19 protein-coding genes are annotated in these 24533 nt (G+C 72.8%); 9 read left to right on the top strand and 10 right to left on the bottom strand.

From position 1 onward, the window contains the following. Positions 1–3 precede the first annotated feature (3 nt). Positions 4–7533, bottom strand: a complete 7530-nt coding sequence (locus tag IE272_RS35780; protein ID WP_190009868.1) for a non-ribosomal peptide synthetase — start codon at positions 7531–7533, stop codon at positions 4–6. A 135-nt stretch (positions 7534–7668) separates the two neighbouring features. Here IE272_RS35780 and IE272_RS35775 point away from each other — a divergent pair, with 135 nt between their 5' ends. Then, positions 7669–8868 carry a M20 family metallopeptidase gene (locus IE272_RS35775; RefSeq protein WP_190009866.1) on the top strand — a complete coding sequence of 400 codons (1200 nt, stop codon included), beginning with the start codon at positions 7669–7671 and terminating at the stop codon, positions 8866–8868. Positions 8869–8952: 84 nt separating this feature from the next. Here the strand turns inward: IE272_RS35775 and IE272_RS35770 are convergent, their stop codons facing one another. After that, positions 8953–9960 carry an ABC transporter substrate-binding protein gene (locus tag IE272_RS35770; RefSeq protein WP_190009864.1) on the bottom strand — a complete coding sequence of 336 codons (1008 nt, stop codon included), beginning with the start codon at positions 9958–9960 and terminating at the stop codon, positions 8953–8955. 149 nt (positions 9961–10109) lie between these two features. Between IE272_RS35770 and IE272_RS35765 the strand changes: the two genes are divergently transcribed. Next, the gene (locus tag IE272_RS35765) at positions 10110–10901 is read left to right on the top strand and encodes an ABC transporter ATP-binding protein (RefSeq protein ID WP_190009862.1); all 792 of its coding nucleotides are present in this window, start codon (positions 10110–10112) and stop codon (positions 10899–10901) included. A 170-nt stretch (positions 10902–11071) separates the two neighbouring features. Here the strand turns inward: IE272_RS35765 and IE272_RS35760 are convergent, their stop codons facing one another. Together IE272_RS35760 and IE272_RS35755 are read right to left on the bottom strand one after the other, a co-directional pair. Beyond that, positions 11072–12367: an MFS transporter gene (locus IE272_RS35760; protein WP_190009860.1), complete on the bottom strand. Its 1296-nt coding sequence runs from the start codon at positions 12365–12367 to the stop codon at positions 11072–11074. Further along, positions 12364–12852, bottom strand: a complete 489-nt coding sequence (locus tag IE272_RS35755; RefSeq protein ID WP_190009858.1) for a MarR family winged helix-turn-helix transcriptional regulator — start codon at positions 12850–12852, stop codon at positions 12364–12366. The genes IE272_RS35760 and IE272_RS35755 overlap by 4 nt, the downstream gene beginning before the upstream one ends. Positions 12853–12942: 90 nt before the next feature. On the opposite strand from IE272_RS35755, the gene IE272_RS35750 reads away from it, so the two are divergent. Beyond that, positions 12943–13602, top strand: coding sequence for an MSMEG_1061 family FMN-dependent PPOX-type flavoprotein (locus tag IE272_RS35750; protein WP_190009856.1), 660 nt, complete (start codon positions 12943–12945; stop codon positions 13600–13602). 150 nt (positions 13603–13752) lie between these two features. Here the strand turns inward: IE272_RS35750 and meaB are convergent, their stop codons facing one another. Genes meaB through IE272_RS35735 form a run of 3 tightly spaced genes read right to left on the bottom strand, consistent with a single transcriptional unit; the run spans position 13753 to position 18890 of the window. Continuing rightward, positions 13753–14790: a methylmalonyl Co-A mutase-associated GTPase MeaB gene (gene meaB / locus IE272_RS35745; RefSeq protein ID WP_190009854.1), complete on the bottom strand. Its 1038-nt coding sequence runs from the start codon at positions 14788–14790 to the stop codon at positions 13753–13755. 12 nt (positions 14791–14802) lie between these two features. Continuing rightward, the gene (gene scpA / locus IE272_RS35740) at positions 14803–17028 is read right to left on the bottom strand and encodes a methylmalonyl-CoA mutase (RefSeq protein WP_057660941.1); all 2226 of its coding nucleotides are present in this window, start codon (positions 17026–17028) and stop codon (positions 14803–14805) included. After that, on the bottom strand, positions 17028–18890 hold the full coding sequence (locus IE272_RS35735; protein WP_190009852.1) for a methylmalonyl-CoA mutase family protein: 1863 nt from the start codon (positions 18888–18890) through the stop codon (positions 17028–17030). The genes scpA and IE272_RS35735 overlap by 1 nt, the downstream gene beginning before the upstream one ends. Positions 18891–19157: 267 nt before the next feature. Between IE272_RS35735 and IE272_RS35730 the strand changes: the two genes are divergently transcribed. Together IE272_RS35730 and IE272_RS35725 are read left to right on the top strand one after the other, a co-directional pair. Next, positions 19158–19676, top strand: coding sequence for an SHOCT domain-containing protein (locus IE272_RS35730; RefSeq protein ID WP_098892816.1), 519 nt, complete (start codon positions 19158–19160; stop codon positions 19674–19676). A gap of 125 nt (positions 19677–19801) precedes the next feature. Next, the gene (locus IE272_RS35725; protein ID WP_056707925.1) at positions 19802–20599 is read left to right on the top strand and encodes a tyrosine-protein phosphatase; all 798 of its coding nucleotides are present in this window, start codon (positions 19802–19804) and stop codon (positions 20597–20599) included. An 84-nt stretch (positions 20600–20683) separates the two neighbouring features. On the opposite strand, the gene IE272_RS35720 is transcribed toward IE272_RS35725, so the two are convergent. Together IE272_RS35720 and IE272_RS35715 are read right to left on the bottom strand one after the other, a co-directional pair. Beyond that, positions 20684–21226, bottom strand: a complete 543-nt coding sequence (locus IE272_RS35720; RefSeq protein ID WP_190009850.1) for a hypothetical protein — start codon at positions 21224–21226, stop codon at positions 20684–20686. After that, on the bottom strand, positions 21223–21798 hold the full coding sequence (locus IE272_RS35715; RefSeq protein ID WP_190009848.1) for a hypothetical protein: 576 nt from the start codon (positions 21796–21798) through the stop codon (positions 21223–21225). The genes IE272_RS35720 and IE272_RS35715 overlap by 4 nt, the downstream gene beginning before the upstream one ends. Positions 21799–22020: 222 nt before the next feature. On the opposite strand from IE272_RS35715, the gene IE272_RS35710 reads away from it, so the two are divergent. Then, complete coding sequence (locus IE272_RS35710; protein WP_050361558.1) at positions 22021–22425, top strand: DnaJ family domain-containing protein; 405 nt, start codon at positions 22021–22023, stop codon at positions 22423–22425. A gap of 31 nt (positions 22426–22456) precedes the next feature. Continuing rightward, positions 22457–22954: a GNAT family N-acetyltransferase gene (locus tag IE272_RS35705; protein WP_190009846.1), complete on the top strand. Its 498-nt coding sequence runs from the start codon at positions 22457–22459 to the stop codon at positions 22952–22954. A gap of 80 nt (positions 22955–23034) precedes the next feature. Here the strand turns inward: IE272_RS35705 and IE272_RS35700 are convergent, their stop codons facing one another. Beyond that, entirely contained in the window at positions 23035–23415 is a 381-nt protein-coding gene (locus IE272_RS35700; RefSeq protein ID WP_050361560.1) for a VOC family protein, read from the bottom strand. Between the two features lie 205 nt (positions 23416–23620). Between IE272_RS35700 and IE272_RS35695 the strand changes: the two genes are divergently transcribed. Then, positions 23621–24169 carry a DUF6328 family protein gene (locus IE272_RS35695; RefSeq protein WP_050361561.1) on the top strand — a complete coding sequence of 183 codons (549 nt, stop codon included), beginning with the start codon at positions 23621–23623 and terminating at the stop codon, positions 24167–24169. A 101-nt stretch (positions 24170–24270) separates the two neighbouring features. Continuing rightward, complete coding sequence (locus IE272_RS35690) at positions 24271–24510, top strand: DUF2283 domain-containing protein (protein WP_057660939.1); 240 nt, start codon at positions 24271–24273, stop codon at positions 24508–24510. Positions 24511–24533 lie beyond the last annotated feature (23 nt).

Here is a 24533-nt window from a genome sequence, read left to right as displayed (position 1 = left end):
GTGTCACTTCTCCAGCTCGGTCAGTCGGTCGGCGACCACGCGCGCGATGTGCGCGATCGGCTCGGGCAGGGTCATGTCCTTGTGGGAGCAGGCGACGTTCGTGTTGTCGATGCGCCCGCTCACGTACGGGGTCCAGGTCTCCGGCGTCAAGGTGTCGTCGATGGTGTCGACCGTGGCCCGGAAGAACAGCACATCGCCGAGGAACACCCGGTGGTCGTAGGCCCGTACGAGGTCGTTGGTGTTGAGGTAGACCTCGCCGAGCGCCTCGATCCCCGCCGTGGAGAGCGCGGCCAGCGGGGAGCCCTCGCGGCGCAGCACCTCCACCACGTTCGCGGTGTTCAGCTCCTTGTCCCCGAGGCTGTCGGGGCCGTAACCGCCCATGGTGAGCAGCGATTCGAGGGCTTCGGCCCGGTCGGGCACCGGCAGGCCGCGGAACCCCTCGGCGGGGTACGCGTCCAGGATCGCCAGCAACTCCACCTCCTGGCCCGCCTCCTGGAGCACCGCCGCGACGGCGTGCGCGATGATGCCGCCGGTCGACCAGCCGAGCAGCCGGTAGGGGCCCTCCGGCTGGACCTCGCGGATCCGGGAGGCGTAGTGCGCGGCCAGCTCCTCCAGCGTGGTCGGCAGCGGCTCGTCCGCCGTCGCCCCGCCGACGCCCTGGGCCTGGAGCCCGTAGATCGGCACATCGGCCGGCAGATGGCGGATCAGACCCGCGTAGCACCAGCTCAGACCGCCCGCGGGGTGCACACAGTGGACCGGGGCGCGGTCGCCGGGCCGGGCGGGCCGCAGCGGCAGCAGCACATCGAGCGGGTCCTCCTCGCGCGAGACGTCCAGCGCCGCGTCCAGGGCGGCGGGCGTCGGGGCCTGGAACACCGTGCCGATCGACACCTCGATGCCGAACGCCGACCTGATCCGCCCGGCGAGGCGCACCGCGAGCAGCGAATGACCGCCCAGGTCGAAGAAGTTGTCCTCCACGCCGACGGACGGCAGCCCCAGCACCTCCGCGAAGACCGAGCAGAGCTGCTCCTCGCGGACCGTGCGCGGTGCGCGCCCACCGGCGTTCACCGCGGCGCCCGGTACCGGCAGTGCCTTGCGGTCCAGCTTGCCGTTGCCGGTCAGCGGCAGCCGCTCCAGCACCACCACGGCCGAGGGCACCATGTGCACCGGCAGCGTGGCGGCCGCGTGCTCGCGCAGCGCCGCCGGGGCCGGGTCGCAGCCGGGCGCGGGGACGACGTAGCCGGCCAGCCGCTTGTCGCCCGGCGTGTCCTCCCGGACCACGACCGCCACATCGGCGACCTCCGGATGCCCGGCCAGGACCGCCTCGATCTCGCCGAGTTCGATGCGGAACCCGCGGATCTTCACCTGCTGGTCGCCGCGCCCGAAGTACTCCAGCGTGCCGTCCGGTCGCCGTCGGGCGAGGTCTCCCGAGCGGTACATCCGCCGCCCGAACTCGCCGAAGAGATGAGCGAACGGGTCGGCGACGAAGCGCCCCGCCGTCAGGTCCGGGCGGCCCAGATAGCCCAGCGCCACCCCCTCACCGGCGACGTACATCTCGCCGGTCACACCCGGCGGCACCGGCTGCAGCCGGTCGTCCAGCACATAGACCCGCAGGTCGGGAATGTTCACGCCGATGGTGCTGGAGACCGCGGAGGCGGCCGTCGCCCGGTCCAGCGCCAGATGGGAGACATGGACCGTGGTCTCGGTGATGCCGTACATGTTGACCAGCGTCGGCGCGTTCTCCGGGTGGCGCGTGTACCAGTCCGCGAGCCGCCCCAGCTCCAGCGCCTCGCCGCCGAACACCACGTACCGCAACGCCAGATCGTGGCCCGGAGCCTCCCGGTCTGCGGCGGCCAGCTGGTAGAAGGCGGACGGCGTCTGGTTGAGGACGCTCACCCGCTCGTCCGCCAGCAGCCGCAGGAACGCGTGCGGGTCACGGCTGGTCGCGTACGGGACGACGACGACCCGGCCGCCGTACAGCAGCGCGCCCCACAGCTCCCACACCGAGAAGTCGAACGCGTAGGAGTGGAACAGCGTCCACACGTCGTCCGGCCCGAACGAGAACCAGTGCTCGGTCGCCGTGAGCAGCCGCGTCACATTGTGCTGGGTGACCACGACCCCCTTCGGGCGGCCGGTGGACCCCGAGGTGTAGATGACGTACGCCGGGTCCCCCGGGCTCAGCGGCCGGGTGCGGTCCGCCTGGCCGAGGGGCCCGTCCGGGAGACCGGCGGCCTCGTCGACCGTGATCAGCGGCAGCCGGTGCGCGGGCAGCCGCCCGGCCGTCGCGGCGTCCGTGATCAACGCCGCCGGACGGGCGTCGTCCAGCATGTACGCGAGCCGGTCCGCCGGATAGTCCGGGTCCATCGGCAGATACGCGGCCCCCGCCAGCGACACCGCGAGCAGCCCGGCCACCAGGTCCGTGGAGCGCGGCAGCGCGAGCGCCACGATCGAACCGGGACCGATCCCCCGGGCCGCGAGCAGCCGGGCCAGCGACCGGGCCCGGGAGGACAGTTCGGCGTACGTCAGCGACGCGCCCTCGCAGCTGACCGCCGCCCGGTCCGGGTGCCGGCGCGCCGCCACCTCGTAGACCTCGGCGAGCGTGAGCGGTACCGGCCGGTCGTGGTTGACGCCGTTGGCCCCGACCACGGCACGGTGGACCTCGTCCTCGCCGAGGACCGGCAGCAGGCCGACCGGGGTCCCGGGCCGCTCGGCCGCCTCGGTGAGCAGCCGGGACAGCCGGTCCGCGAGGGCCTGGGCGGTCGACCGGTCGAAGAGGTCGGTGCGGAACTCCAGGAAGCCCCCGATCCCGCCGCCGGGCAGTTCGCCCGCGTTCAGGGTCAGGTCGAACTTCGCGGTGCCGGACGGCACGGCGGTCAGCCGCGCGGTGGTGTCCGGGCCGAGGGAGACGGGCCCGTCCGCGAGCGACTGCCAGGCCAGCATCGTCTGGAACAGCGGATGCCGGGCCAGCGAACGCGGCGGGTTCAGCGCCTCGACGAGGTGGTCGAAGGGCAGCGCGTCGTGCTCGTACGCGGCGAGCGTGACCGCCCGCACCCGGTCCAGCAGATCGCCGAAGGCGGGGTCGCCGGAGGTGTCGGTGCGCAGGACCACGGTGTTGGTGAAGAAGCCGACGAGCCCGGCCGTGGCATCGTCGTCACGGCCCGCGACGGGGGTGCCGATGGGGATGTCGGTGCCGCAGCCGTGCCGGGTCAACAGGGCCGCGAGCCCGGCCTGCACGGTCATGAACACGGTCGCCCCGTGCGCCCGTGCGAGTCGGCGCAGCGCCTCGTGCGCGGTGGCGTCCAGGGCGAAGGGCACGGTGTCGCCCGCCGAGGTGGCCACGGGCGGCCGGGGCCGGTCGCCGGGCAGCTCCAGTTGGTCCGGCAGCCCGGTGAGCGCGGCGCGCCAGTGCGCGAGCTGGGCCTCGGCGAGCGGGGTCAGCTCGGCGGGGGTGCCCAGGAGCCGCTGGAGCCGGGCCGCGTGATCCACGTACTGGCCGCCGAGGGGGACGAAGTCCGGTGCGCGGCCCTCGGCGCGGGCGGCATAGGCGGTGGCCAGGTCCCGGGTCAGGGGAGTGGTCGAGGCTCCGTCCCCGGCTATGTGGTGCAGCAGGAGGAGGACCGTGTGGTGGTCCGGCGCTTCGCTGAACAGGACGGTGCGCAGCGGGGGTTCGGTGGCGAGGTCGAAGCAGTGGCGTACGGCCTCGGTGAGATCGCTGCCCGGCTCCGCCAGGTGCAGCACCGGGCGGGCGGCCGGGTCGTCGGGGGCGAGGATCCGCTGGTGGGGGATGCCGTCCGGAGTGCCGGCGCCCTCGCCGTCGGCTGTGCCGTCGGGGACGTTGTCAGTGGGCGGATATACCGTTCGTAGTGTCTCGTGACGCTCCGCGAGGTCGTACAGGGCGAGCTGCAGCGCGTCGCGGTCGAGCGGGCCGTTGACGTTCAGGACGAGCGGGATGTTGTAGGTGGGGCTGGGGCCTTCGAGGCGGTGGAGGAACCACAGCCGCTGCTGGGCCGGGGACAGGGGGAGGGGACCGGTGCGCGGGACGGGGGAGAGCGGGACGGACGGGGTGGCCGCGCCGCCACGGGTGCGGACCAGCGCCGCCAGAGCGGCGGGCGTGGTGTGGCGGAAGACGTCGGCGATGCCCATCGGCACGCCGAGGTGCTCCCGGACGCGGGCGGCCAGCCGGGCGGCGAGCAGCGAATGCCCGCCGAGGTCGAGGAAGCCGGCGTCGGCGGCCGGGGGTTCGGCGATACCGAGCACGTCGGCGTAGAGCCCGCGCACGATCTCGGTGTGCGGCCCGCCGTCGGCGCTGTCCCGGCCGTGCGCGGCGGGCGGGAACGGTTCGGGATCGGGCAGCGCGCGATGGTCGAGCTTGTCGTTGGCGGTACGGGGCAGCGCGTCCAGGAGCGTCACGGTCGCGGGGACCATGTGCTCGGGCAGGGCCCCGGCCAGATGGTCACGGAGCTCGGCGGGGGTGGGGGTGGGCGGCGCGGTTTCGGGAGAGGCCGGGGCGGGGCTCCGCGACCCGGCCGGGACGGCGGGGCGGTCCTTCACGGGGACCGCGTAGGCCAGCAGCCGCTTGCCGTGAGCGGTGTCGCGGGCGATGACCGCGGCCGCCGCGACCCTCGGGTGCGCGGCCAGCCGGGCCTGGATCTCGCCGAGTTCGATCCGGAAGCCGCGGATCTTCACCTGGTCGTCGCCGCGCCCGAGGAACTCCAGCGTGTGGTCCTCGCGGCGGCGCACCAGGTCCCCGGTGCGGTACATCCGGCCCCCCGGAGCGCCGTTCGGCGCGCCGAACGGGTCCGCGACGAACCGCTCGGCCGTCAGATCGGGGCGGCCCAGATAGCCGAGGGCCAGACAGGCCCCCGCGACGTACAGCTCACCCGTCGCGCCGGTGGGCACCGGACGCAGGGAGGAGTCCAGGACGTAGACGCGTGAGCCGCGCACGGGGCGGCCGTCCGGCCGGGCGGCCGAGGCCCCGGGCACCCAGTAGTAGGCGTCGACCGTCGTCTCGGTGGGCCCGTAGAGGTTGACCGGGTGCACGGCACCGGCCTCGGTCAGCCGCTGCCACAGGGGCGGGGGGACGGTCTCCCCGCCGACCACGAGATGGGCCGGGTGATGGCGGCCCTCGTCGAGCAGGCCTTCGGCGATGAGCGCTTCGGCGTAGGAGGGGGTGACGTCGAGATAGTCGACCAGGTGGGTGCCGACGTAGGCGGTGAGCGCCGCGGGGTCCCGGTAGGCGGCGTCGTCCAGCAGGTGCAGTTCGTGCCCGTGGACCATCCACAGCAGCGGGTCCCAGGACGCGTCGAAGGCGAACGAGGCGCTGTGCGCCACCCGGAGGCGTCGGCGGCCGGTCCGGGCGACGGCCGGGGCGATGTGGTCCGTGCCGTGCCCGGCGCAGAGGTTGGCGAGCGAGGCGTGGCCGACGAGGACGCCCTTGGGCCGTCCCGTGGAACCGGAGGTGTGGATGAGGTAGGCGGGGTCCGCGAGCGCCGGACCGGTGGGCAGCGGACCGTCGGGGCAGGCGGCGAGGGCGTCGGTCGTGGCGGGAGCGTCGAGCGCGACGGTCGGCAGCCCGTGGTCGGGCAGCGAGGCGAGCGTCGCGACCGTGCCGATCACGCACAGCGGCCGCGCGTCCTCCAGGACGGCCAGGGTCCGGGCAGCGGGGTGGCCGAGGTCGAGCGGCTGGCAGACCAGGCCCGCCTTGAGCACGGCCAGCAACGCGACGACCATGTCGGCGGTCCGGGGCAGCGCCAGCGCCACCGTGCCGCCCGCGCCGGTGGCGCCCCGGGTCCCTCGGGTGTCCCCGGCCTCTCCGGCGCCCCCTGCGTCTCCGGTGCCGCCGCGTGCGCTCAGCAGGTGGGCCAGGCGGTCGGAGGCGGCGTCCAGTTCGGCGAAGGTCAGCCGGGCCCCGGTTCCGGCGGCTTCCGGCGTGCTCGTATCCGTGGATGCTTCCGTGTCCGTTTCCGCGTCCGCTTCCGAGGCACCTTCGGAGGCCCCGCCGGAGGCTCCTGCGGAGGCCTCTGCGGAGTTCGCTCCCCGGAACGTGCCCGCCGCCGTGGAGCGCACGGCGACGGCGTCCGGTGTCCGGGCGGCCTGCGCGGTGAACGACCGGGGGAGGGTGAGCGGGGCGGCGGGCTCCGAGCGGCCGTACGTCACTGCCTCGCGCACCTGGTCGCCGGTGAGCAGGTCCAGGGTGCCGATCGGCCGCGCCGGGTCGGTCAGCAGCAGCTCGGTCAGGCCGTCCAGATAGCGCAGCCAGGTGTCCTCATGGGCGGCGAGGTCCTCCGGCCCGTACGCCGCGGGGGCGGCGTCCAGGGTGACCCGCAGGCCGCCGTCGGGGCCGGGGGCCGCGCCGACCGCGAGACTCTCCACGGGCCCGGCAGCGAGGTTGCGCACGATGCCCGTGGCCCCGGCGAAGTCGAGGGCGTCGTCGAACGGCCTGACGTTGACCATCGGACCGGTCAGCGGGGCGTCGGCCGACTCCAGGGCCAGGTCACGGCGCAGGTCGGCCTGCGGATAGCGCTGGTGGCGGCGGACCTCGCGGATCTCCAGCACCACCCGGCGCAGCAGTTCGGCCCCGGTGTCCCCCGGGCGCACGGCGATCCGGAGCGGCAGCACGTTCACGGTCATGGCCGGCGTCCGCAACGCCGCCGGTCCCCGCCGGTTGGTCAGCGGCAGGCCCAGCACGACGTCCTCGGAGCCGGTGAGCCGGTGCAGATGCCCGGCCGTGGCGGCCACCACCAGCTCGGCCCAGGTCGCCTTCGCCGCCCGCGCCGCCCCGGACAGCCGCTCCAGGGCCTCGGCGGGGAGGTCGGTGGTCCGGTGGAGCGGGCCGTCGTCGGGTGTGTCCGGGAGGACGGGGGAGCGGTGGGGCGCGGTGACGGAGGAGCCCGCCGTGCGCGCGGACCAGAAGGCCCGGTCCGCCGCGTACTCCTCCCCGGCCAGATACGCGGACTCCTGCTCGGTCAGCTCGCTCAGCGGGGCGAAACGGCCCTCGGGCAGCGGCCGTCCGGCCACCAGCGCCCGGTAGAGCTCGGCGACGCGCTGCCCGATCAGCGACAGGGCGTAGGCGTCGACGGCTATGTGGTGCACGCGCCGGTACCACCGGTGGCGCCCCTCGCCGACCCGGATCAGCGCCTGCGTCATCAGCGCGCCGTCGACAGCGAGGTCCACCGGCCGGGCCAGGTCCTCCCGCATCCACGCCTCGGCCCGTTCCGCCGTCAACTCCAGCCGGTGCACCACGGCTTGCGCGGTGGGCACGATCCGCTGCACCGGTACGCCGTCGGCCTCGGACACCCGCAGTCCGAGGGTCTCCGCCTCGCCCACCGTCCGTCTCAGAGCCTCCACGAACAGGTCCGCGTCCAGCGGCCCGTCGATCTCCACGCAGTCCGCCGTGTTCAGCTCGGTGCCGAGAGGGGCCAGTCGGTGCGCGTAGTAGACGCCCGACTGGGCTGTCAGGAGGGGGAGTCCGGGGGAGGGCGCGCCGCCGGAGTGCGCTGCCGAAGAGCTGGTCGGGCGGTTCGGACGCTCATGCATGTGTGTGACGACTCCCCTGAAGGACAACGGACACCGGGCCAACGAGCTCGGCGCACACTTAGGTAAGGCTAAGTTAACCTGATTTCGACAGTGCAGGCGACCGCCCCGGGGCGGTCCGGAACGCAAGGAGAGTCCATGACCGTCCCCGCAGCCCCACGCCCCGAGACACGGGCCGACGAGGCGGCCGACGAGCGGATCCGTGCCCTGAGGGCCGCCGTACGGGAGACGATCGGCGGCAACGCCCCGGCCCTGATCGACCTGAGCCGGCGGCTGCACGCCGAGCCCGAGACCGCGTTCGAGGAGCACAGGGCCGCCGCGCTCTGCCACCAACTCCTCGCCGCGCACGGCTTCGAGGTCACCGCGCCCGCCCACGGCCTGGACACGGCGTTCCGCGCCACGGCCGGCTCCGGCCCCGTCACCGTGGCCATCGCCTGCGAGTACGACGCCCTGCCGGGGCTCGGCCACGCCTGCGGGCACAACCTCATCGCCGCCGCCGGGGTCGGCGCGGCCCTCGGCCTCGCTCCGTACGCGGACGAACTCGGCCTGACCGTCCGGGTCATCGGCACACCCGCCGAGGAGCGGGGCGCCGGCAAGGCGCTGCTGCTGGAGGCCGGGGCGTTCGACGGGGTCGACGCCGCGATGATGGTGCACCCCTGCCCCTTCGAGATGGCCGACTTCCGCTCCTTCGCGCTCGGCACCCTCGACGTCGTCTACACCGGCCGCGCCGCGCACCCCAGCCTCAACCCGCACGAGGGCCGCAACGCCGCCGACGCGCTGACCGTCGCCCAGGTCGCCCTGGGCCTCCTGCGCCAGCAACTACCCCCGCAGTGGCGGGTGCACGGCATCACCACCGCCGCCGGAACCGCGCCCAACGCGATACCCGACCGGGCCACCGCCACGTACGAGATACGGGCGCTGGCCGCCGAGGACCTGCGGGAGCTGCGGCAGCGGGTCGAGGACTGCTTCCGCGCCGGGGCGCTGGCCACCGGGTGCGAAGTGACCCTGGAGCGGCCCGAGCCCGACTATCTCGACTTCCGGGGCGACCCGGAGCTGATCCGGCTCTGGACCGCCAACGCCCGCGAGCTGGGCCGCGCCGAACCCGTCGAGCGCCCGCCGTTCGCCTGTACGGACATGGGCAACGTCTCGCACGTGGTGCCGTCCATCCACCCGGTGCTCGACATCAGCGGCGGGGCCTGCGGCCCGCACGAGGCGGCGTTCGCCGAGGCGGCGGTCTCCCCGGCGGCCGAACAGGCCCTGGTCGACGGGGCGGTGGGCATGGCGTGGACGGCCGCCGACTTCGCGGCTTCCAGGGTCGCGGGCCGGCCGTCCGCCTGACGGGGCCGCCCTGGCCTCCGGAAGCCGTGCGGCCCGGACCGGAACCGCCGGTCCGGGCCGCACGGAGTGGAAGTCACCCGGAGGTCACTTGGCCGAGAGCGCCTCGACATAGTCGTTCAGGACGACGTCCGCCGCGAGCGGGCCACCGCGGGTGGACCACACCGAGCCGTCGACGGTCACCGCGTGACCGTCCTTGACGGCGCCCAGCTCCTTGTAGGCCGGCTTGGACTGGACGTCCTTGAGCGCCTTCTCGCCGTCCGAGGTCAGCGTCGACAGGAACAGCCAGTCGCCGTCGATCTCGTCGATCTTCTCCAAGCTCAGCGACGGCGTGTGCGCGTTGCCGTCCTTGTTCTGGGACGCGGGCCGCTTCAGCCCCATCTCCAGGGCGACACCACTGGCGAACTGCTTGTTCTCCATCCAGCTCGGGCCGTCCGGGTTCCAGCGGACGATCGAGACCTCGGCGCCCTTGTTCGCACCGAGCTTCTCCCCGGCGGCCTTGGCGGCGGCCTCGTGGCCGGTGATGAACTTGTTGGCGTCGTCCAGCTTGTTGACGGCGTTGCCGACACCCCGGAAGAACAGCTTCCAGTCGTCGGTCGGCGCCATCGTCACCAGCGTGGCAGGGGTGATCTCCCGCAACTGCTTCAGCACCTGCTCGTCCTGCATGTCACCGGCGAGGATCAGGTCGGGCTTCGCGGCGACGACCTTGTCCATGACCGGCTGGAGCAGGTTGCCCACGACGTCGATGCCCTCGACCTTGTCGGCGAGGTAGGCCGGCGGCTTGTCCAGGCCCTGCCCGTTGGTGATGCCGACCGGCTTGATGTCCAACGCCAGTACCGCGTCCAGGTCTTCCTGGGTCAGGGTGACGATGCGCTTCGGCTCCGCCGGTATCTCCACCGCCTTGCCGGTGGCGTCCTTGACCGTGCGGGTCGCGGAGGAGGCGGTGTCCGCCTTGCCGGCCTTGTCCCCGGAGGACTTGCCCGAGTCGGAGTCCGTTCCGCAGGCCGTCAGGAGCAGAGCGGCGGCGCCGAGCGTGGCGACGGCGCGCGCCGCTCTTCGGGCGGCGGTGCGGGCGGGGCGGTGGTGCAGGATCATCAAGGGCTCCGGGTTCAACGGGACATGAAGCGATGACGGCCGCACGGTCTCGCGGATGCGGCCGTCGGCTCGTGAGCGAGCTAAGGTTAGCCTTACTTTAGCGGCATCGGGCAAGGTGATGCCCCTGTCCTTCGGAAAGGCCGGCCCTCGTGGAAATCCGTGTCGAACAGCTCACCGCTGGATACGCCGGTCATACCGCCGTGGACCAGGTCGACCTGACGGTCCACTCCGGACAGGTTGTGGCGATCGTCGGCCCCAACGGGTGCGGCAAGTCGACCCTCCTGCGCTCCATGGCCCGCCTCCACCAGCCCCGCTCCGGAAGGGTGCTCGTCGGCGAAGCCGACGTCTGGCAGCTGCGCCAGCGCGACGCCGCCCACCGCATCGCCCTGCTGCCCCAGGCCCCGCAGGCGCCCGAGGCGGTCACCGTCGCCGGACTCGTGCGATACGGACGCCACCCGCACCAGGGGCTGTTCCGCCAGTGGTCGCAGGAGGACGAGAGCGCGGTCACCCGTGCGCTGGAGGCCACCGGCACCGCCGCCCTGGCCGGGCGTCGGCTCGACCAGCTCTCCGGCGGCCAGCGTCAGCGCTGCTGGCTCGCCATGTCCCTCGCCCAGGAGACCCCGGTCGTCCTGCTCGACGAGCCCACCAGCGCCCTCGACATCGGCCACGCGGTGGAAGTCCTGGACCTGGTCCGCGAAGTCGCCGCGCAGGGCCGCACCATCGTCATGGTGCTCCATGACCTCGCCGCCGCCGCACGGTACGCCGACCTCCTGGTCGCCATGCGCGACGGGCGGATCGTCGCCTCGGGGCCGCCCCGCGAGACCGTGGACACCGCACTGGTGCAGGAGCTCTACGGCATCGAGGCGGAAATCCTCACCGCGACCTCCGACGGGGCGCCCGTCGTCGTGCCGACCGTGCGCGTGCCGGCGGTCGGCGTCTGAACCGGCCTGAGGGCTGTCCCGTAATCCCTGGTGGGCGCACGACGTCGGCTACGGCACCTCGCCGCGTTGTCGGAACATCCAATTACATCCAGTATGCGGACGTCCCTCCGCCTTGAGATGCGCCGCAGCTGACGCCGCGCGCTGATCCACCAGTGATCACGGGACAGCCCTTAGTCGGTTGCGGCTTGCGCCGGGGTGAGGGGCTTGGGGGTGGACGGCTTCTCGGGGGCGGTCGGCGTGCGGTAGGCGCGCAGGGGTGCGTTGGTCGCGTACACGACGGCGATCGCCAGGACGGCGGACAGTCCCCCGGAGACCAGCGAGAAGGAGGCGGAGGAGGCCGAAGCCACCAGGCCGCCGCGGAAGTTGCCGAGTTCGGGGCCCGCGACGCCGATGACGTGTTCCACCGAGGAGACCCGCCCCCGACAGGCGTCCGGGGTCTCCAACTGGATCAGCGCGCTGCGGGTGACGACGGAAACGGTGTCGGCGGCGCCCGCCACCGCCAGACAGCCGAGCGCCAGCCACAGAGGCCCCGCCAGGCCGAAGCAGGCCAGCGCCAGGCCCCAGACACCGGCCGCGTACAGCTGCACGAGTCCGGCGCGGCGCCGGCGCGTCACCGTGCCGGAGAGCAGGCCGGCCATGAGTCCTCCGACCGCGACGGCGGAGAGGAACAGGCCGAGGGTCCTCGGATCTCCACCGAAGCGGTTCTCGTTGACCAGGGGGAAGAGCGCGATGGGCATGGCCAGCAGCGTCGCGGACAGGTCGGTGGCCATTGAGCCCCACAGCGTCGGGCGGCGCAGCACGATCAGCAGGCCACCGCGCTCCGTCCGGGGCTTGCGGCCTGCCGCGCCGGCGCCTTCGGGGCGCATGGCGGGCAGGCGGACCACCGCGAGCAGTGCGACCGTCACGGCCACGGCCTGGGCCGCGTAGGCACCGGAGAAGCCCCAGCCGGCGATGATCAGCCCCGCCAGCGCGGGACCTGCCAGCATCGCCGCCTGGAAGGAGACGTTGGTCAACGCGAGCCCGGCCGCCACCTGGTCACCCGGCAGGAGCCGGACCGGGAGGGTGCGCCGCGCGGGTGCGCCGAGAGCGCCGCAACTCGTTCCCACGGCGACCAGGGCGAGCAGCAGCAGGACGCTGCGGTTGTCCGCCACGGCCTGGGCGCACAGCCCTGCGGCGGCCAGCACCTGTCCCGCGGTGGTGGCCCGTACCACCGTCCGGCGGTCATGGGCGTCGGCCAGGGACCCGCCGAGCAGGCCGAAGAGCACCATCGGCAGACCGGTGGCGAGCCCGATGGCACCCGTGCCCACCGGGCTGCCCGTCAACTCCCAGACCTGGGCCAGCACCGCCACGTTGGCCGTCTGGCCGCCGAGTTGGGAGGCGGAGGTGCCGATCCACAGGTCGCGGAACGGCTGATTGCCCCGGAGCGGGCGGGTGTCGAGGAACGGGTCGCCGGCACGCCGTTTCATCGGGGTGGCTCGGTCAGGTGGTGGAGGATCCGCTGCCGCATCGACCTCCGCTCCAGTGCCCGCCGCACCTCCTCGACCACAGCGGTCATCGCGTACGGGACCTCGCTGTCCAGCTCGGCGACCGTGCTGTGGGTGGCGCGCCACTCCGCCTCCAGGAACGGCACCAGCGACCGGCCGTGGTCGGTGAGGTTGATGCGCCGGGTGCGGGCGTCGGGCCCGGGCTCGGAGGTGACGAGCCCCGCCTTGCGCATGCCGGCGACGGTCTGGCTGATCGCCGAGTGCGAGCGTCCCAGGGACTGCGCGAGCTCGCGGATGGTCAGCGGTCCGGTGTGCGCGAGCCGGATCAACGGATAGGCGAAGCGGGGCCGTACGCCCTCGATGCCCCGCTCGATGTAGACCTGCTCGATCTCGGCGTCCATGGCGGCCAGAAGTTCGTGGAGGGAGTGCCAGGGGTCGGGGCGCACTGTGGGATCGGAAATTGTCACAGCGCTAATATAACAGTGCTGCGACAATGTTCACGGCCTCCTGTCCACCGGTCTGGAGCGACCCCGGGCCGGGTCGTTAGGGTCGGGGGTATGACGACATCACCGGCCGGAAGCGCCTTCGACTCGCTCCGCTCCGACGCGGTTGCGGACCAGGAGGCGTTGCGCCGGGCGTACGCGCTCCCCGGCGACGCGGCCATACGTAAGCAGATGGCCGAACTCACCGATCAGACGCGGCGGTTGATCGGCTGCTCGTCACTGGTCCTGATCTCCAGTGCGGATGCGGAGGGCAACTGTGACGTCTCCCCGCGCGGCGGCCCCGCCGGGTTCGTCGGCGTCCTGGACTCCCGGACGGTGGCGATTCCGGACGCGACCGGCAACAAGCGCCTGGACACCCTGCAGAACGTCATCGCCACCGGACGGGCCGGGCTGCTGTTCCTCATTCCTGGACGGACGACGACACTCAGGGTGAACGGCCGGGCCTGCGTCTCCACCCGTCCGGAGCTCCTGTCCCAGCTGACCGCTGTGGGAAAGCCGCCGGTCAGCGCGCTGGTGGTGGGCATCGAGGAGGTCTACCCGCACTGCCCCAAGTCGCTCATGCGCAGCGGGGCCTGGAAGCCGGAACAGTGGCTGCCGGCGGACGCACAGCCGACCTCGGCCGAGGTGACGCTGGCCCAACTGCGGATGCCACAGCTGACGATCGCCGACATCGAGCGGAACGAGGCGGAGTCGCTGAAGTACCGGTACGAGTAGGAGGCCCGGCCGGGCCGTCGGAGAGGCCCTGGGCCGCCGTTCCGGGCCCATCGTGCCCGCTTCACCGGGACTCCTTGCCTGCCGGCATCGGAATCGTCGAGGTCCCCCTGGTATCCGCCAGGGGGACCTCGACGGGCTGCGGCGACGCCTTCAGCCGGACTCTCCCGCGCTGCCCCGGCGCCGCGGCGCGCCCCCATCGAACTTGCCCCCGCGGAACACCCCGAGGATCTCCTCGGCGGCCAGCGTCGCCGTCAACGTGCCCTCCCGGACCTGCTGTTCGAGCTCCGGCGCGAGCTTCCGCACCGCCGGGTGGCTGTGCAGACTGTCCAGCAGATCGTCGCGGACCATCGCCCACGTCCAGTCCACCTGCTGGTCGCGGCGCTTGGCCGCCAGCCGGCCGGTCGACTCCAGGAGCGCACGGTGCTGCTCCAGACGCTCCCACAGGGTGTCGAGACCGGTCGCCTCACGTGCGCTGCACGTGAGCACCGGGGGCGTCCAGGCCGCGTCCACCGGATGCATCAGCCGTAGCGCGCCCGCCAGTTCGCGCGCGGCCGAGCGGGCGTCACGTTCGTGCGGGCCGTCGGCCTTGTTCACCGCGATGGCGTCCGCCAGCTCCAGGACGCCCTTCTTGATGCCCTGCAGCTGATCGCCGGTACGGGCCAGCGTCAGCAGCAGGAACGTGTCGACCATGTTGGCCACCGCAGTCTCCGACTGCCCGACGCCCACCGTCTCCACCAGCACCACGTCGTACCCCGCCGCCTCCATCACCACGATGGACTCCCGGGTCGCCTTGGCCACCCCGCCCAGCGTGCCCGCCGTGGGGGAGGGGCGGACGAAGGCGGCCGGGTCCACCGCCAGGCGTTCCATCCGGGTCTTGTCGCCCAGGATGGAGCCGCCCGTACGGCTGGAGGACGGGTCGACCGCCAGCACCGCCACCCGGTGCCCGAGCCCCGTGAGCATCGTGCCGAGCGCGTCGATGAACGTGGACTTACCCACGCCCGGCACCCCGCTGATCCCGATCCGCCGGGCCGCCCCCGCGTGCGGCAGCAGTCGGCTCAACAACTGCTGGGCCAGCACGCGGTGTTCGGCACGGGTCGACTCGACGAGCGTGATCGCGCGCGCCACGAACGCCCGCTTGCCGTCGAGAACTCCCCGCACATAACCGTCGATGTCGATCTTCGCAGCCATCCGGTCAGCGGCTCACAGCTCGTGGCCGAGCGCGACGGCGAGCCGCGTCACGAGGTCGTGGGCCGCGTCCGGGATGACCGTCCCCGGCGGGAAGACCGAGGCCGCGCCCGCCTCGTGCAGCGCCTCGATGTCCTGCGGCGGAATCACCCCGCCCACCACGATCATGATGTCCTCGCGCCCCTCGGCGGCCAACTCCTCACGCAGCGCGGGCACCAGGGTCAGGTGCCCCGCGGCCAGCGAGGAGACGCCCACGATGTGCACATCGGCCTCGACGGCCTGCCGCGCCACCTCGCCGGGCGTCTGGAACAGCGGGCCGACGTCCACGTCGAAGCCCAGGTCGGCGAAGGCCGTGGCGATCACCTTCTGGCCCCGGTCGTGGCCGTCCTGCCCCATCTTGGCGACCAGGATGCGCGGACGGCGGCCCTCCGCCTCCTCGAAGGCCTCGACCAGTGCGCGGGTGCGGTCCACCGAAGGGGACTCTCCTGCCTCTTTGCGGTACACACCGGAGATCGTACGGATCTGCCCGGCGTGCCGCCCGTACACCTTCTCCAGCGCGTCCGAGATCTCCCCGACCGTGGCCATCGCCCGCGCCGCGTCTACCGCCAGCGCCAGCAGATTGCCCTCCAGGCCCGGCCCCGGGTCGCGCTCGGCGGCGGCCGTCAGCGCGCGCAGCGCCTCCTGGCACGCCACCTCGTCGCGCTCCTCGCGCAGCCGGCGCAGCTTCTCGATCTGCTGGGTGCGCACCGAGGAGTTGTCGACCTTGAGGACGTCGATCTTCTCGTCGGTCTCCACCCGGTACTTGTTGACCCCGATCACCGGCTGCCGCCCGGAGTCGATCCGCGCCTGCGTGCGCGCGGCGGCCTCCTCCACCCGGAGCTTGGGAATGCCCGCGTCGATGGCCTTCGCCATCCCGCCGGCCGCCTCGACCTCCTCGATGTGCTGCCAGGCCCGGTCCGCCAGGTCCCGCGTCAGCTTCTCCACGTACGCGCTGCCGCCCCACGGGTCGATGACCCGGCAGGTGCCGGACTCCTGCTGGAGCAGAAGCTGCGTGTTACGGGCGATCCGCGCCGAGAAGTCGGTGGGCAGCGCCAACGCCTCGTCCAGCGCGTTGGTGTGCAGCGACTGGGTGTGCCCCTGCGTCGCGGCCATCGCCTCCACGCACGTACGCGTCACGTTGTTGAACACGTCCTGCGCGGTCAGTGACCAGCCGGACGTCTGCGAATGGGTGCGCAGGGACAGCGACTTGGGGTTCTTCGGGTCGAACTGCTTCACCAGCCGCGCCCACAGGAGCCGGGCCGCCCGCAGCTTCGCGACCTCCATGAAGAAGTTCATGCCGATCGCCCAGAAGAACGACAGCCGAGGCGCGAACGCGTCGACGTCCAGCCCGGCTTCACGGCCGGCGCGCAGATACTCCACCCCGTCGGCCAGCGTGTACGCCAGCTCCAGATCAGCCGTCGCCCCGGCCTCCTGGATGTGATAGCCGGAGATCGAGATGGAGTTGTAGCGCGGCATCTTCTGCGAGGTGAACGCGAAGATGTCGGAGATGATCCGCATCGAGGGCGACGGCGGATAGATGTAGGTGTTGCGGACCATGAACTCCTTCAGAATGTCGTTCTGAATGGTCCCGGTCAGCTTCTCGGGCGGTACGCCCTGTTCCTCGGCGGCCACGATGTACAGCGCCAGCACGGGGAGCACCGCGCCGTTCATCGTCATCGACACCGACATCCGGTCCAGCGGAATGCCGTCGAACAGCTGGCGCATGTCGTAGATCGAGTCGATCGCCACCCCGGCCATGCCCACGTCGCCGGTCACCCGGGGGTGGTCGCTGTCGTAGCCCCGGTGGGTCGGCAGGTCGAAGGCGACGGACAGGCCCTTCTGGCCGGCCGCGAGGTTGCGCCGGTAGAAGGCGTTGGACTCCTCGGCCGTGGAGAATCCGGCGTACTGACGGATCGTCCAGGGCTGGTTGACGTACATCGTCGGGTAGGGCCCGCGCAGATACGGGGCGATTCCCGGATACGAGTGCAGCGCGTCCAGGCCCTCCAGGTCCTCACCGGTGTAGAGCGGCTTGACCGTGATGCCCTCGGGCGTCTCCCAGAGCGGGGCCTCGGCACCGTCGGCGGCCTTGGTCACCGCAGCCTGCCACTCCCCGGCGGAACCGGCGGGCGGCGCGGACGCCGTGAGCGGCACGTCGGAGAAGTCGGGAACGGAGGGTTTCCGATCCGTGGGCGATGTCGGCATCACGCCACTCCCATGCGGTCGAGTACGGAGGTGAGAACGGCGACCGCGTCGCAGCCGGCGAAGACATAGGTGTCGACGTCGGCGTACTCGCCGGGACGTCCCGCGAGGAACACCCGTGCCGCTCCCGCCGACTTCAGCGCACCGGCCACCTGCTCCGCCTGCTCGGCGTACAGCGCGTCCGACGAGCACAGAACGGCGACCGTCGCCCCGGAGGCGGTCAGCGCGCCGGCGGCGGTGTCCGCTTCCACCGACACCGGATCGTGGACCGCCTCGATCCCGCCCGCCCCGAAGAGGTTGACGGCGAAGGAGGCACGCGCGGTGTGCGCGGCGGCCGGGCCGAGCGCGGCGACGAACACCTTCGGGCGGCTCCCGGTCGCCGCGAGGTGCGCGTCGGAGCGGGCGCGCAGCGCCTCGAACGCCTCGTCCCGCCGGACCCGGGGCAGTCCGCCCGGAGCACCGGCGTACGCGTCGGGCGCGGGCTCGCGCTCCACCGGGCGCTCGCCCGGCTGCGGGAACTCGCTGACCCCGGTGATCGGCTCCTTGCGACGGGCCAGCTTCGCACTGCGCGCGGCCCAGGTGGCGGCGAGCCGCTCCGCGACCGTCCCGGAGCGCAGGGCGGCGGTCAGACCGCCCGCCCGCTCGGTCTCCTGGAAGAACGCCCAGGCCGCCGAGGCGAGTTCGTCGGTCAGCCGCTCCACGTACCAGGAGCCGCCCGCCGGGTCGATGACCCGCGCCAGGTGCGACTCCTCCATCAGGATCGTCGAGGTGTTGCGGGCGATCCGCCGCGCGAACGCGTCGGGCAGGCCCAGCGCATGATCGAACGGCAGCACGGTCACGGAGTCCGCGCCGCCCACCCCCGCGCCCAGCGTGGCCAGCGTGGTGCGCAGCATGTTCACCCACGGGTCGCGGCGCGTCATCATCACCGGCGAGCTGACGGCGTGCTGCCGCTGTGCCCCGGCGGCGGGGGCTCCGGAAGCCTCGGCGACCCGCGCCCACAGCCGGCGTGCCGCGCGCAGCTTGGCGATGGTCAGGAACTGGTCGGCGGTGGCCGCGTAGCGGAACTCCAGCTGCCCGCAGGCCGCTTCCACGCTCATCCCGGCGCCGGTCAGGGCCCGCAGATAGGCGACGCCGGTGGCCAGGGAGAGCCCCAGCTCCTCGCCGGCCGAACCGCCCGCCTCGTGGTAGGGCAGCGCGTCCACGGCGACGGCCCGCAGCCCCGGATACTCCGCGTCGCAGACCCGCGCCCAGCGCACGGCGGCGGTGAGGTCCGCCTCGACGCCCGTCCGGGCCTCGTGGCCGAGCGGGTCGGCGCCCAGCGTGCCGCGCGCCTCGCCCTTGGCGACGCCGCGTTCCTCGTACAGCCGCAGCAGCTCCGTCGCGGCGGCGTCCAGGTCGGCCGGGGCGTCGAGCGCGATGGGCGCGAGGTCGAGGTACACGCCTTCCAGCGTCCGGGCGAGCCCGTCGACGGGGACGCCCACCGGGCCGCCCACGGTGAGCCAGAGGGAAGTGACCCCGTTCTCCAGATCGCCGAGCACCGCCTCGTTGAGCCGGACGGGGTCGGTCAGGGTGTGGCGTTGGCGCACGTCCCAGCCGCCTGCCGCGTTCCCCTCGGCCCTGCTGCCCCGGGTGAAGGGGGCGAAGCCGGGAAAACCGGTGTCCGGCGACTCGTCTTGTGCGGTGTAGAGGGGGCGGGTGGTGAGCCCGTCCTCCAGTGTGGTGGACAGCGCTTCCTCGGCGGCCGATCCCGAGACTTCCTTGCCCGACTTGCGCAGTACGCCCTCGACGAGGGTCTGCCACTGGTCATGGGAGGGGTCGGGGAACTCGGCGGCCGGAGAGAGCCCGTCAGCAGGCTGGACCGTCATGCTCAGATGCTAGGCCAGTGCGCCGAACCAGCAGCAGGGGCACATGCTGTGACCTTGCCCTCTCAGGCATGTACTTGATCCTTTACATACAGTCGCGTAACCGGCGTAGCGGGCGGACAGCGGCAACACGACGGTTCTCAACATCGGGATGAATCAGGACAGAGGTGCATATTATGTGCGAAGTTACCTGATTTTTTATGTCATCCCTGGAATGCCGTATCCACCCCGGCGCCCCTGCGGCCGCCGGGATACGGAGAGGACGCGACCGTGGCCGTCGGACCTGTGGAGTACCTCGTCATCGCCTTCCCCGGCAGTCGCTTCGCCGGGTCGGTCGCCCCCGCGCTCGCCGACGCCGTGTCGTCCGGAGCCGTACGGGCCGGCGACCTGGCTTTCGTCCGAAGGGCCGAGGGCGGCGCGCTGACCCCGGTGGAGCTGCGGGAGCTGGACCCCGAGGGAGTGGTTCCCGCCGATCCGGCGGAGGGCGGGGCGGCGCCGGTGCTGAGCGCGGAGGACGTCGACCGGCTCGGCCGGGGCGTGCCGGCGGGCGATGCCGTCGCGATCGTCGTCCGGGAGGACCTGTGGACCACGGAGCTCGCCCGTGCGGCCCGCGGGGTGGGCGGCACGTTCGTCGCGCACGAGCGCCTCGGGACCGGTGACTCCGGTGACCAGGAGGTCGCGGGGGACGACATCATCACCCGGCTGGAGCGGCTCGCCGAGCTGTGGAAGCGGGACGTCCTCACCGACGCCGAGTTCGTGGAGCAGAAGACGAAGCTCCTGTCGGACTGATGTCCGGCCGGCCGGCGGCCCGGGGTGCCGCCCGGCGTTCTCCGGTGGTGTTTTCCTTACCGCACGCGACGTTGATCCTGATATGTGGAATTCCTGGAATTCATCAGGGAAAGAGGCAGTTCATCGTGCAGACCGCCCGGACCGTTCCGGCCGCCACCGTTGTCAATCTGCGCGACCTGGGCGGCATCGCCCTGGGCCGTGACCGCCGGGTGCGGCAGGGCGTCCTGTTCCGCTCGGGTCAGCTGAGCGAGCTGGACCCGGAGAGCGACCGGGCGGTGTCCGCGCTCGGCATCCGCACCGTCGTGGATCTGCGTACCGCCGACGAGCGCCAGTGGGCCCCGGACCGGCTGCCGGACCGGGCCAGGCTCTTCGTCGCCGACGTACTGGGCGGCCACCCGGGCGTGGCGCCCGCCCGGCTGCGGTCCCTGCTCGCCGACCCGGTCGAGGCGGAACGGGCGCTGGGGGGCGGCAGGGCCGAGGAACTGTTCGCCGAGACCTACCGGAAGATGGTCCTCTCGCCGGGCGCCGCAGCCGCCTACCGGGCCTTCCTGGAGACGGCCGCCGACCCCGGCGCGCGCCCGGTGCTCTTCCACTGCACGGCGGGCAAGGACCGTACCGGCTGGGCGGCAGCCGTCCTGCTCATGCTCCTGGGAGCGCCCCGGGCGACGGTGCGGTCGGACTTCCTCGCGGTCAATCCCTCCGTACGGGCCGCCTTCGCCCCGCACGTGGCGAAGTTCCTGGACGGTGGCGGCGACCCCGCCGTCGCCGCGGCGATCATCGAGGTCCGCCCCCGCTACCTGGACGTGGCGCTCGACGCCATGGACGAACGCTGGGGCGGCCTCGACGGCTACGTGCGCAACGGGCTGCGCCTGCCCGACGCCGCACTGGAGCGGCTGCGCGACGGCCTGGTGATCCGCGGCTGAACCCGTCGCGAACGCGGAAGGGGCCGGTCCGGCCGGGATCCTCCCGGCCGGACCGGCCCCTGTGCGTCCTGGGCGCGGCCCCGGCTACAGGCGTACGAGGCGTTCCGTCAGATCGCGGTAGTGCTGGAGCGCGATCCGTAGATCCTCGGTCTCCGCCCCGGTGGCCGGGCCGCTCCCGCACCTCCCCGCGCGCAGACGTCGCCCGCGCTCCTCCAGGGCCTTCCCCAGGCTCGCGACGACCTCGTCGAAGGTGGCGTCGGCCTCCCGCACCGCCCGCTGCGGGTCTTCCACGAACCCGGTCACCGCCTGCTGGATCCGGGCGGCGAACGCCTCCTGCTCCGCGGGAGCGAACAGCGGCCTGCCGGGATGCGGGCCGTCCTCGGCCGTGACCCGGGCGGCGTCCGGTCCGGCGTGGGGGACCGTGTGACCCGGGGTTTCGGAGACCGTGGGGCCGGAGCCGGGGTCGGGGGCCGTACGGGGGTCCGCCCCGGCGCGGCCGGCCGGCTCCTCGCCCGTGACCGTCCTCGGAGCCGTCACCGGCGCGCCCGGGCCCCTCACCGGCGTACCCGTGTCGATGGGGCCCGCGCCCTCGGGCAGATCCGACTTTCCGTTCGATGTCCGCGTCATGATGTTCCGCGTCCCTTCACCAGATGCCTGTCGTGCTCACGCCCCGACGGACCGCCCGCGAGCAGGCCGTCGAAGAGCCCGCGGGCCTCGATCAGGGCCTCGCGCATCTCCTCGGTGCTCGCGCCCCCGCGACGAGCGGCGTGCACCCGGCGGTAGCCGTCGACGTGCGCGGCGTGGTGGACGGAGAGCGCGTCCGTACGGTCCTCGAAGTCCTCGCCGTCCGGGAAGCCGCGCTCGCGCGACAGATCGGCCAGCAGCGCGTCGGCCTCGGTGAGCGCCCGCTCCGGCGACTCCACGAACAGTTCCTGGGCGCTCGCCCAGCGGGCGGCGTACCGTGCGCGCGCCTCCTCGGTCAGCGGGCGCTCGTCGAGGCGCCCGTGCCGCTTCACCCGATCGCCGAGCTCCCGCTCGGCCGCCGAGGTGTCGCCGCCGTGCCGGGCGACCACACGGTCGTACTCCGGTCCGAAACGGCCGCGCAGCCCCCTGCCGCCGGCCCGACGCCCACGAAGAAGGAAGAACGCCGCGATGGCCGCCACGGCGACCACGGCGATGATGATGATCGCTGTCGTCATGGCTACCTCCCCCGACGTTCATCGGCCGGTACGTAGCTCTGCTGTCGCACAGTGGTCAACCCCTTCCGGTCCGAGCCCGGCGGCGACCGCCGGGCGATGTGCAGGGGTTCGTGTACCCCCGGATTCCCGTTCGAGGCAGCGGCCCTCCGGCGCGAAGGCTCCGCGCGACGCTCTGTGTAGGGTGAAAAGCGTCGGATCGGCGGCAGGTCGGAGGGACACGCGATGACGGAGCGCAAACCACCGGGAGTCAGTTTCGAGTCCTGGGTCGACCGGCAGATCCACGAGGCGGAACAACGCGGCGACTTCTCCGCGCTCCCGGGCTTCGGCAAACCGATCGCCGGCCTGGAACGCCCGTACGACGAGGCCTGGTGGATCAAGCAGAAGATGCAGCGGGAAGGCGTGTCGATGCTGCCGCCCGCGCTGGCCCTGCGCAAGGAGGCGGAGGACGTCCCCCGCGCGGTGTCCGCGGCCCGCACCGAGGCCGAGGTGCGGCGCATCCTGACCGAGGTGAACGAGAAGATCGAGCGGGCGATCCGGATGCCTCCCGAGGGCCCGCCGCTGCGGCTGGTCCCCTTCGACGTGGACGGGACCGTCCGCCGCTGGCGCGAGGAACGCCGCCCGGCCTGAAGCCGCCCCCGCGGTGCCGCATACTCGCCGTATGGGATCGGTCGGGGAAGGGCGAGGACGCGGGCGCGCCCCGCAGCGTGCCGATGCGATGGTCCGCCGGGCCGCGGCGGGCGACGCCCGCCGCCTGACCCGGCTGGTCCGCACATCGGGCGCCTACGAGGGCCCGTACGCCTCGATGGTCGAGGGCTACCGGGTCGGGCCGGACTACATCGAGACACACCGGGTCTTCGTCGCCGAGGACATCGCGACGGGCCGGATCCTCGGCTTCTACGCGCTGCTCCTCGACCCGCCGGAACTGGACCTGATGTTCGTCGCCGACTCCGCCCAGGGGCTCGGCATCGGCCGACTGCTCGCCACCCATCTGCGCGAGGAGGCCCGGAGCGCCGGGCTCACCGGCGTCCGGATCGTTTCCCACCCGCCCGCCGAGGGCTTCTACCGGAGTATCGGCGCCGAACCCGTCGGCACGGTGCGCGCCGATCCGCCGGCCGTGCTGTGGGACCGCCCCGAACTCCTGCTCCGCATCGCCTGAGGGGCTCCCTGCCGGGGACGACCGGAGCCCGGCCGCGGTGCGCGCGGCCGGGCTCCGGGACGGGATGCCTCAGGCGGTGATCAGCCGCCGTACGGGCGGGTGATCAGCTCCATGCCATGACCGCTCGGATCGGGGAAGTACACGCCCCGCCCGCCGTCGTTGTGGTTGATCTCGCCGGGAATCTTCTGATGGGGATCGGCGAAATAGTCGATCCCCAGCGCCTGGATCCTCGCGAACGCGGTGTCGAACTCCGCCTCCGAAATCAGGAAGGCGTAGTGCTGCGGAGTGATCGAAGCGGCGGGAATCGTCGCGAAATCCAGCGTGACGCTGTTCGCGAGGACGACCGGAACGAACGGCCCCCACTCTTCTCCGACCGTCAGGCCCAGCAGATCCGCCAGGAATGCGGCGGACTCGCGGTTGTCCCGACAATGGACGATGGTGTGGTTCAACTCGACTGACACGGTGGAATGCCTCCAACGGGCATCTCACGGGCTACCTCCACGCCTCACCCGGCCGGTGACCGACGCGCGATGCCCTGCCGTGATCATAGGCGGGCCCCGCGCACCGGTCCACGGGGTTACGTGCGCGCCCCTGGGGAACCTGTGAGATCCGGCCATCGGCACGCGACCGTCCCCGCCGGGGCCCTCAAGGAGCCAGGGAGGCCACGTGACACCGACCAGAGGTCGTCGGGAGACCCAGGAGGAGCGGGCGGACCGGCAGTGGTCCGAACTGCTCCAGGAACTGCGCGTCGCACAGACCGGGGTGCAGATCCTTTTCGGCTTCCTGCTCGCGGTGGTCTTCCAGTCGAGGTTCGAGGACCTGGGGGTCATCGACCGGAACATCTACGTCGTCACGGTGATGCTGGGCTCGGCGACCGCGGCCGCGCTCATCGGCCCCGTCTCGTACCACCGGCTCCTCACCGGCCGCCGGATGAAGCCCGAGACGGTCATCTGGGCCTCCCGGATGACCGTGCTCGGCCTGGTGCTGCTCTTCTGCACGATGTGCTCCGCGCTCCTGCTGATCCTGCGCGTCGTCCTGCACAACCAGCTGGCCCTCTGGCTGGTCGGCGCGATGGCCCTGTGGTTCCTGGCCTGCTGGTTCGTCTTCCCGGTGTGGGCCCTGGCCCGAGGGCGCTCCGGCCGGCGCGCGGAAGAGCACGAGGGCGAGGACAGCGACGGGGACGCGCCGCCCGACCGGGGGAGCGACGCCGCCTAGGCGCCGTCCTGGGTGCCGTCCGGCGATCTTCGACATCAGTACGCTCTCCGGAAGTCCAGGGCCTGGCACGACAGGTCGGAGAACAGCGGGGAAGGTCAGCGATGCGGGTCGAGTACGACGCAAGGGCGGACATGGCGTACATCTGTCTTGTCGACGGCATCGCCCCGGGAGAGGCCGTCCGGCAGGTACCTGCCGAGGACGACACGGCGATACTCGACTACGACGTACACGGACGGCTCCTGGGCATCGAAGTGTTCAGCGCCGGACGCCGGCTGCACCCGGAGCTGCTGGCCGGCGCGGAAAGGATCGACCGTGAGCCGCGTCCGCCGAGCAGGTCATGAACACGGTTGAGCCGCTGCCCGGA

Origin of the sequence: Streptomyces anulatus (genome assembly GCF_014650675.1) — a bacterium.
Lineage (GTDB): Bacteria > Actinomycetota > Actinomycetes > Streptomycetales > Streptomycetaceae > Streptomyces > Streptomyces anulatus.
This window is presented reverse-complemented; position numbering and strand designations above follow the sequence as displayed.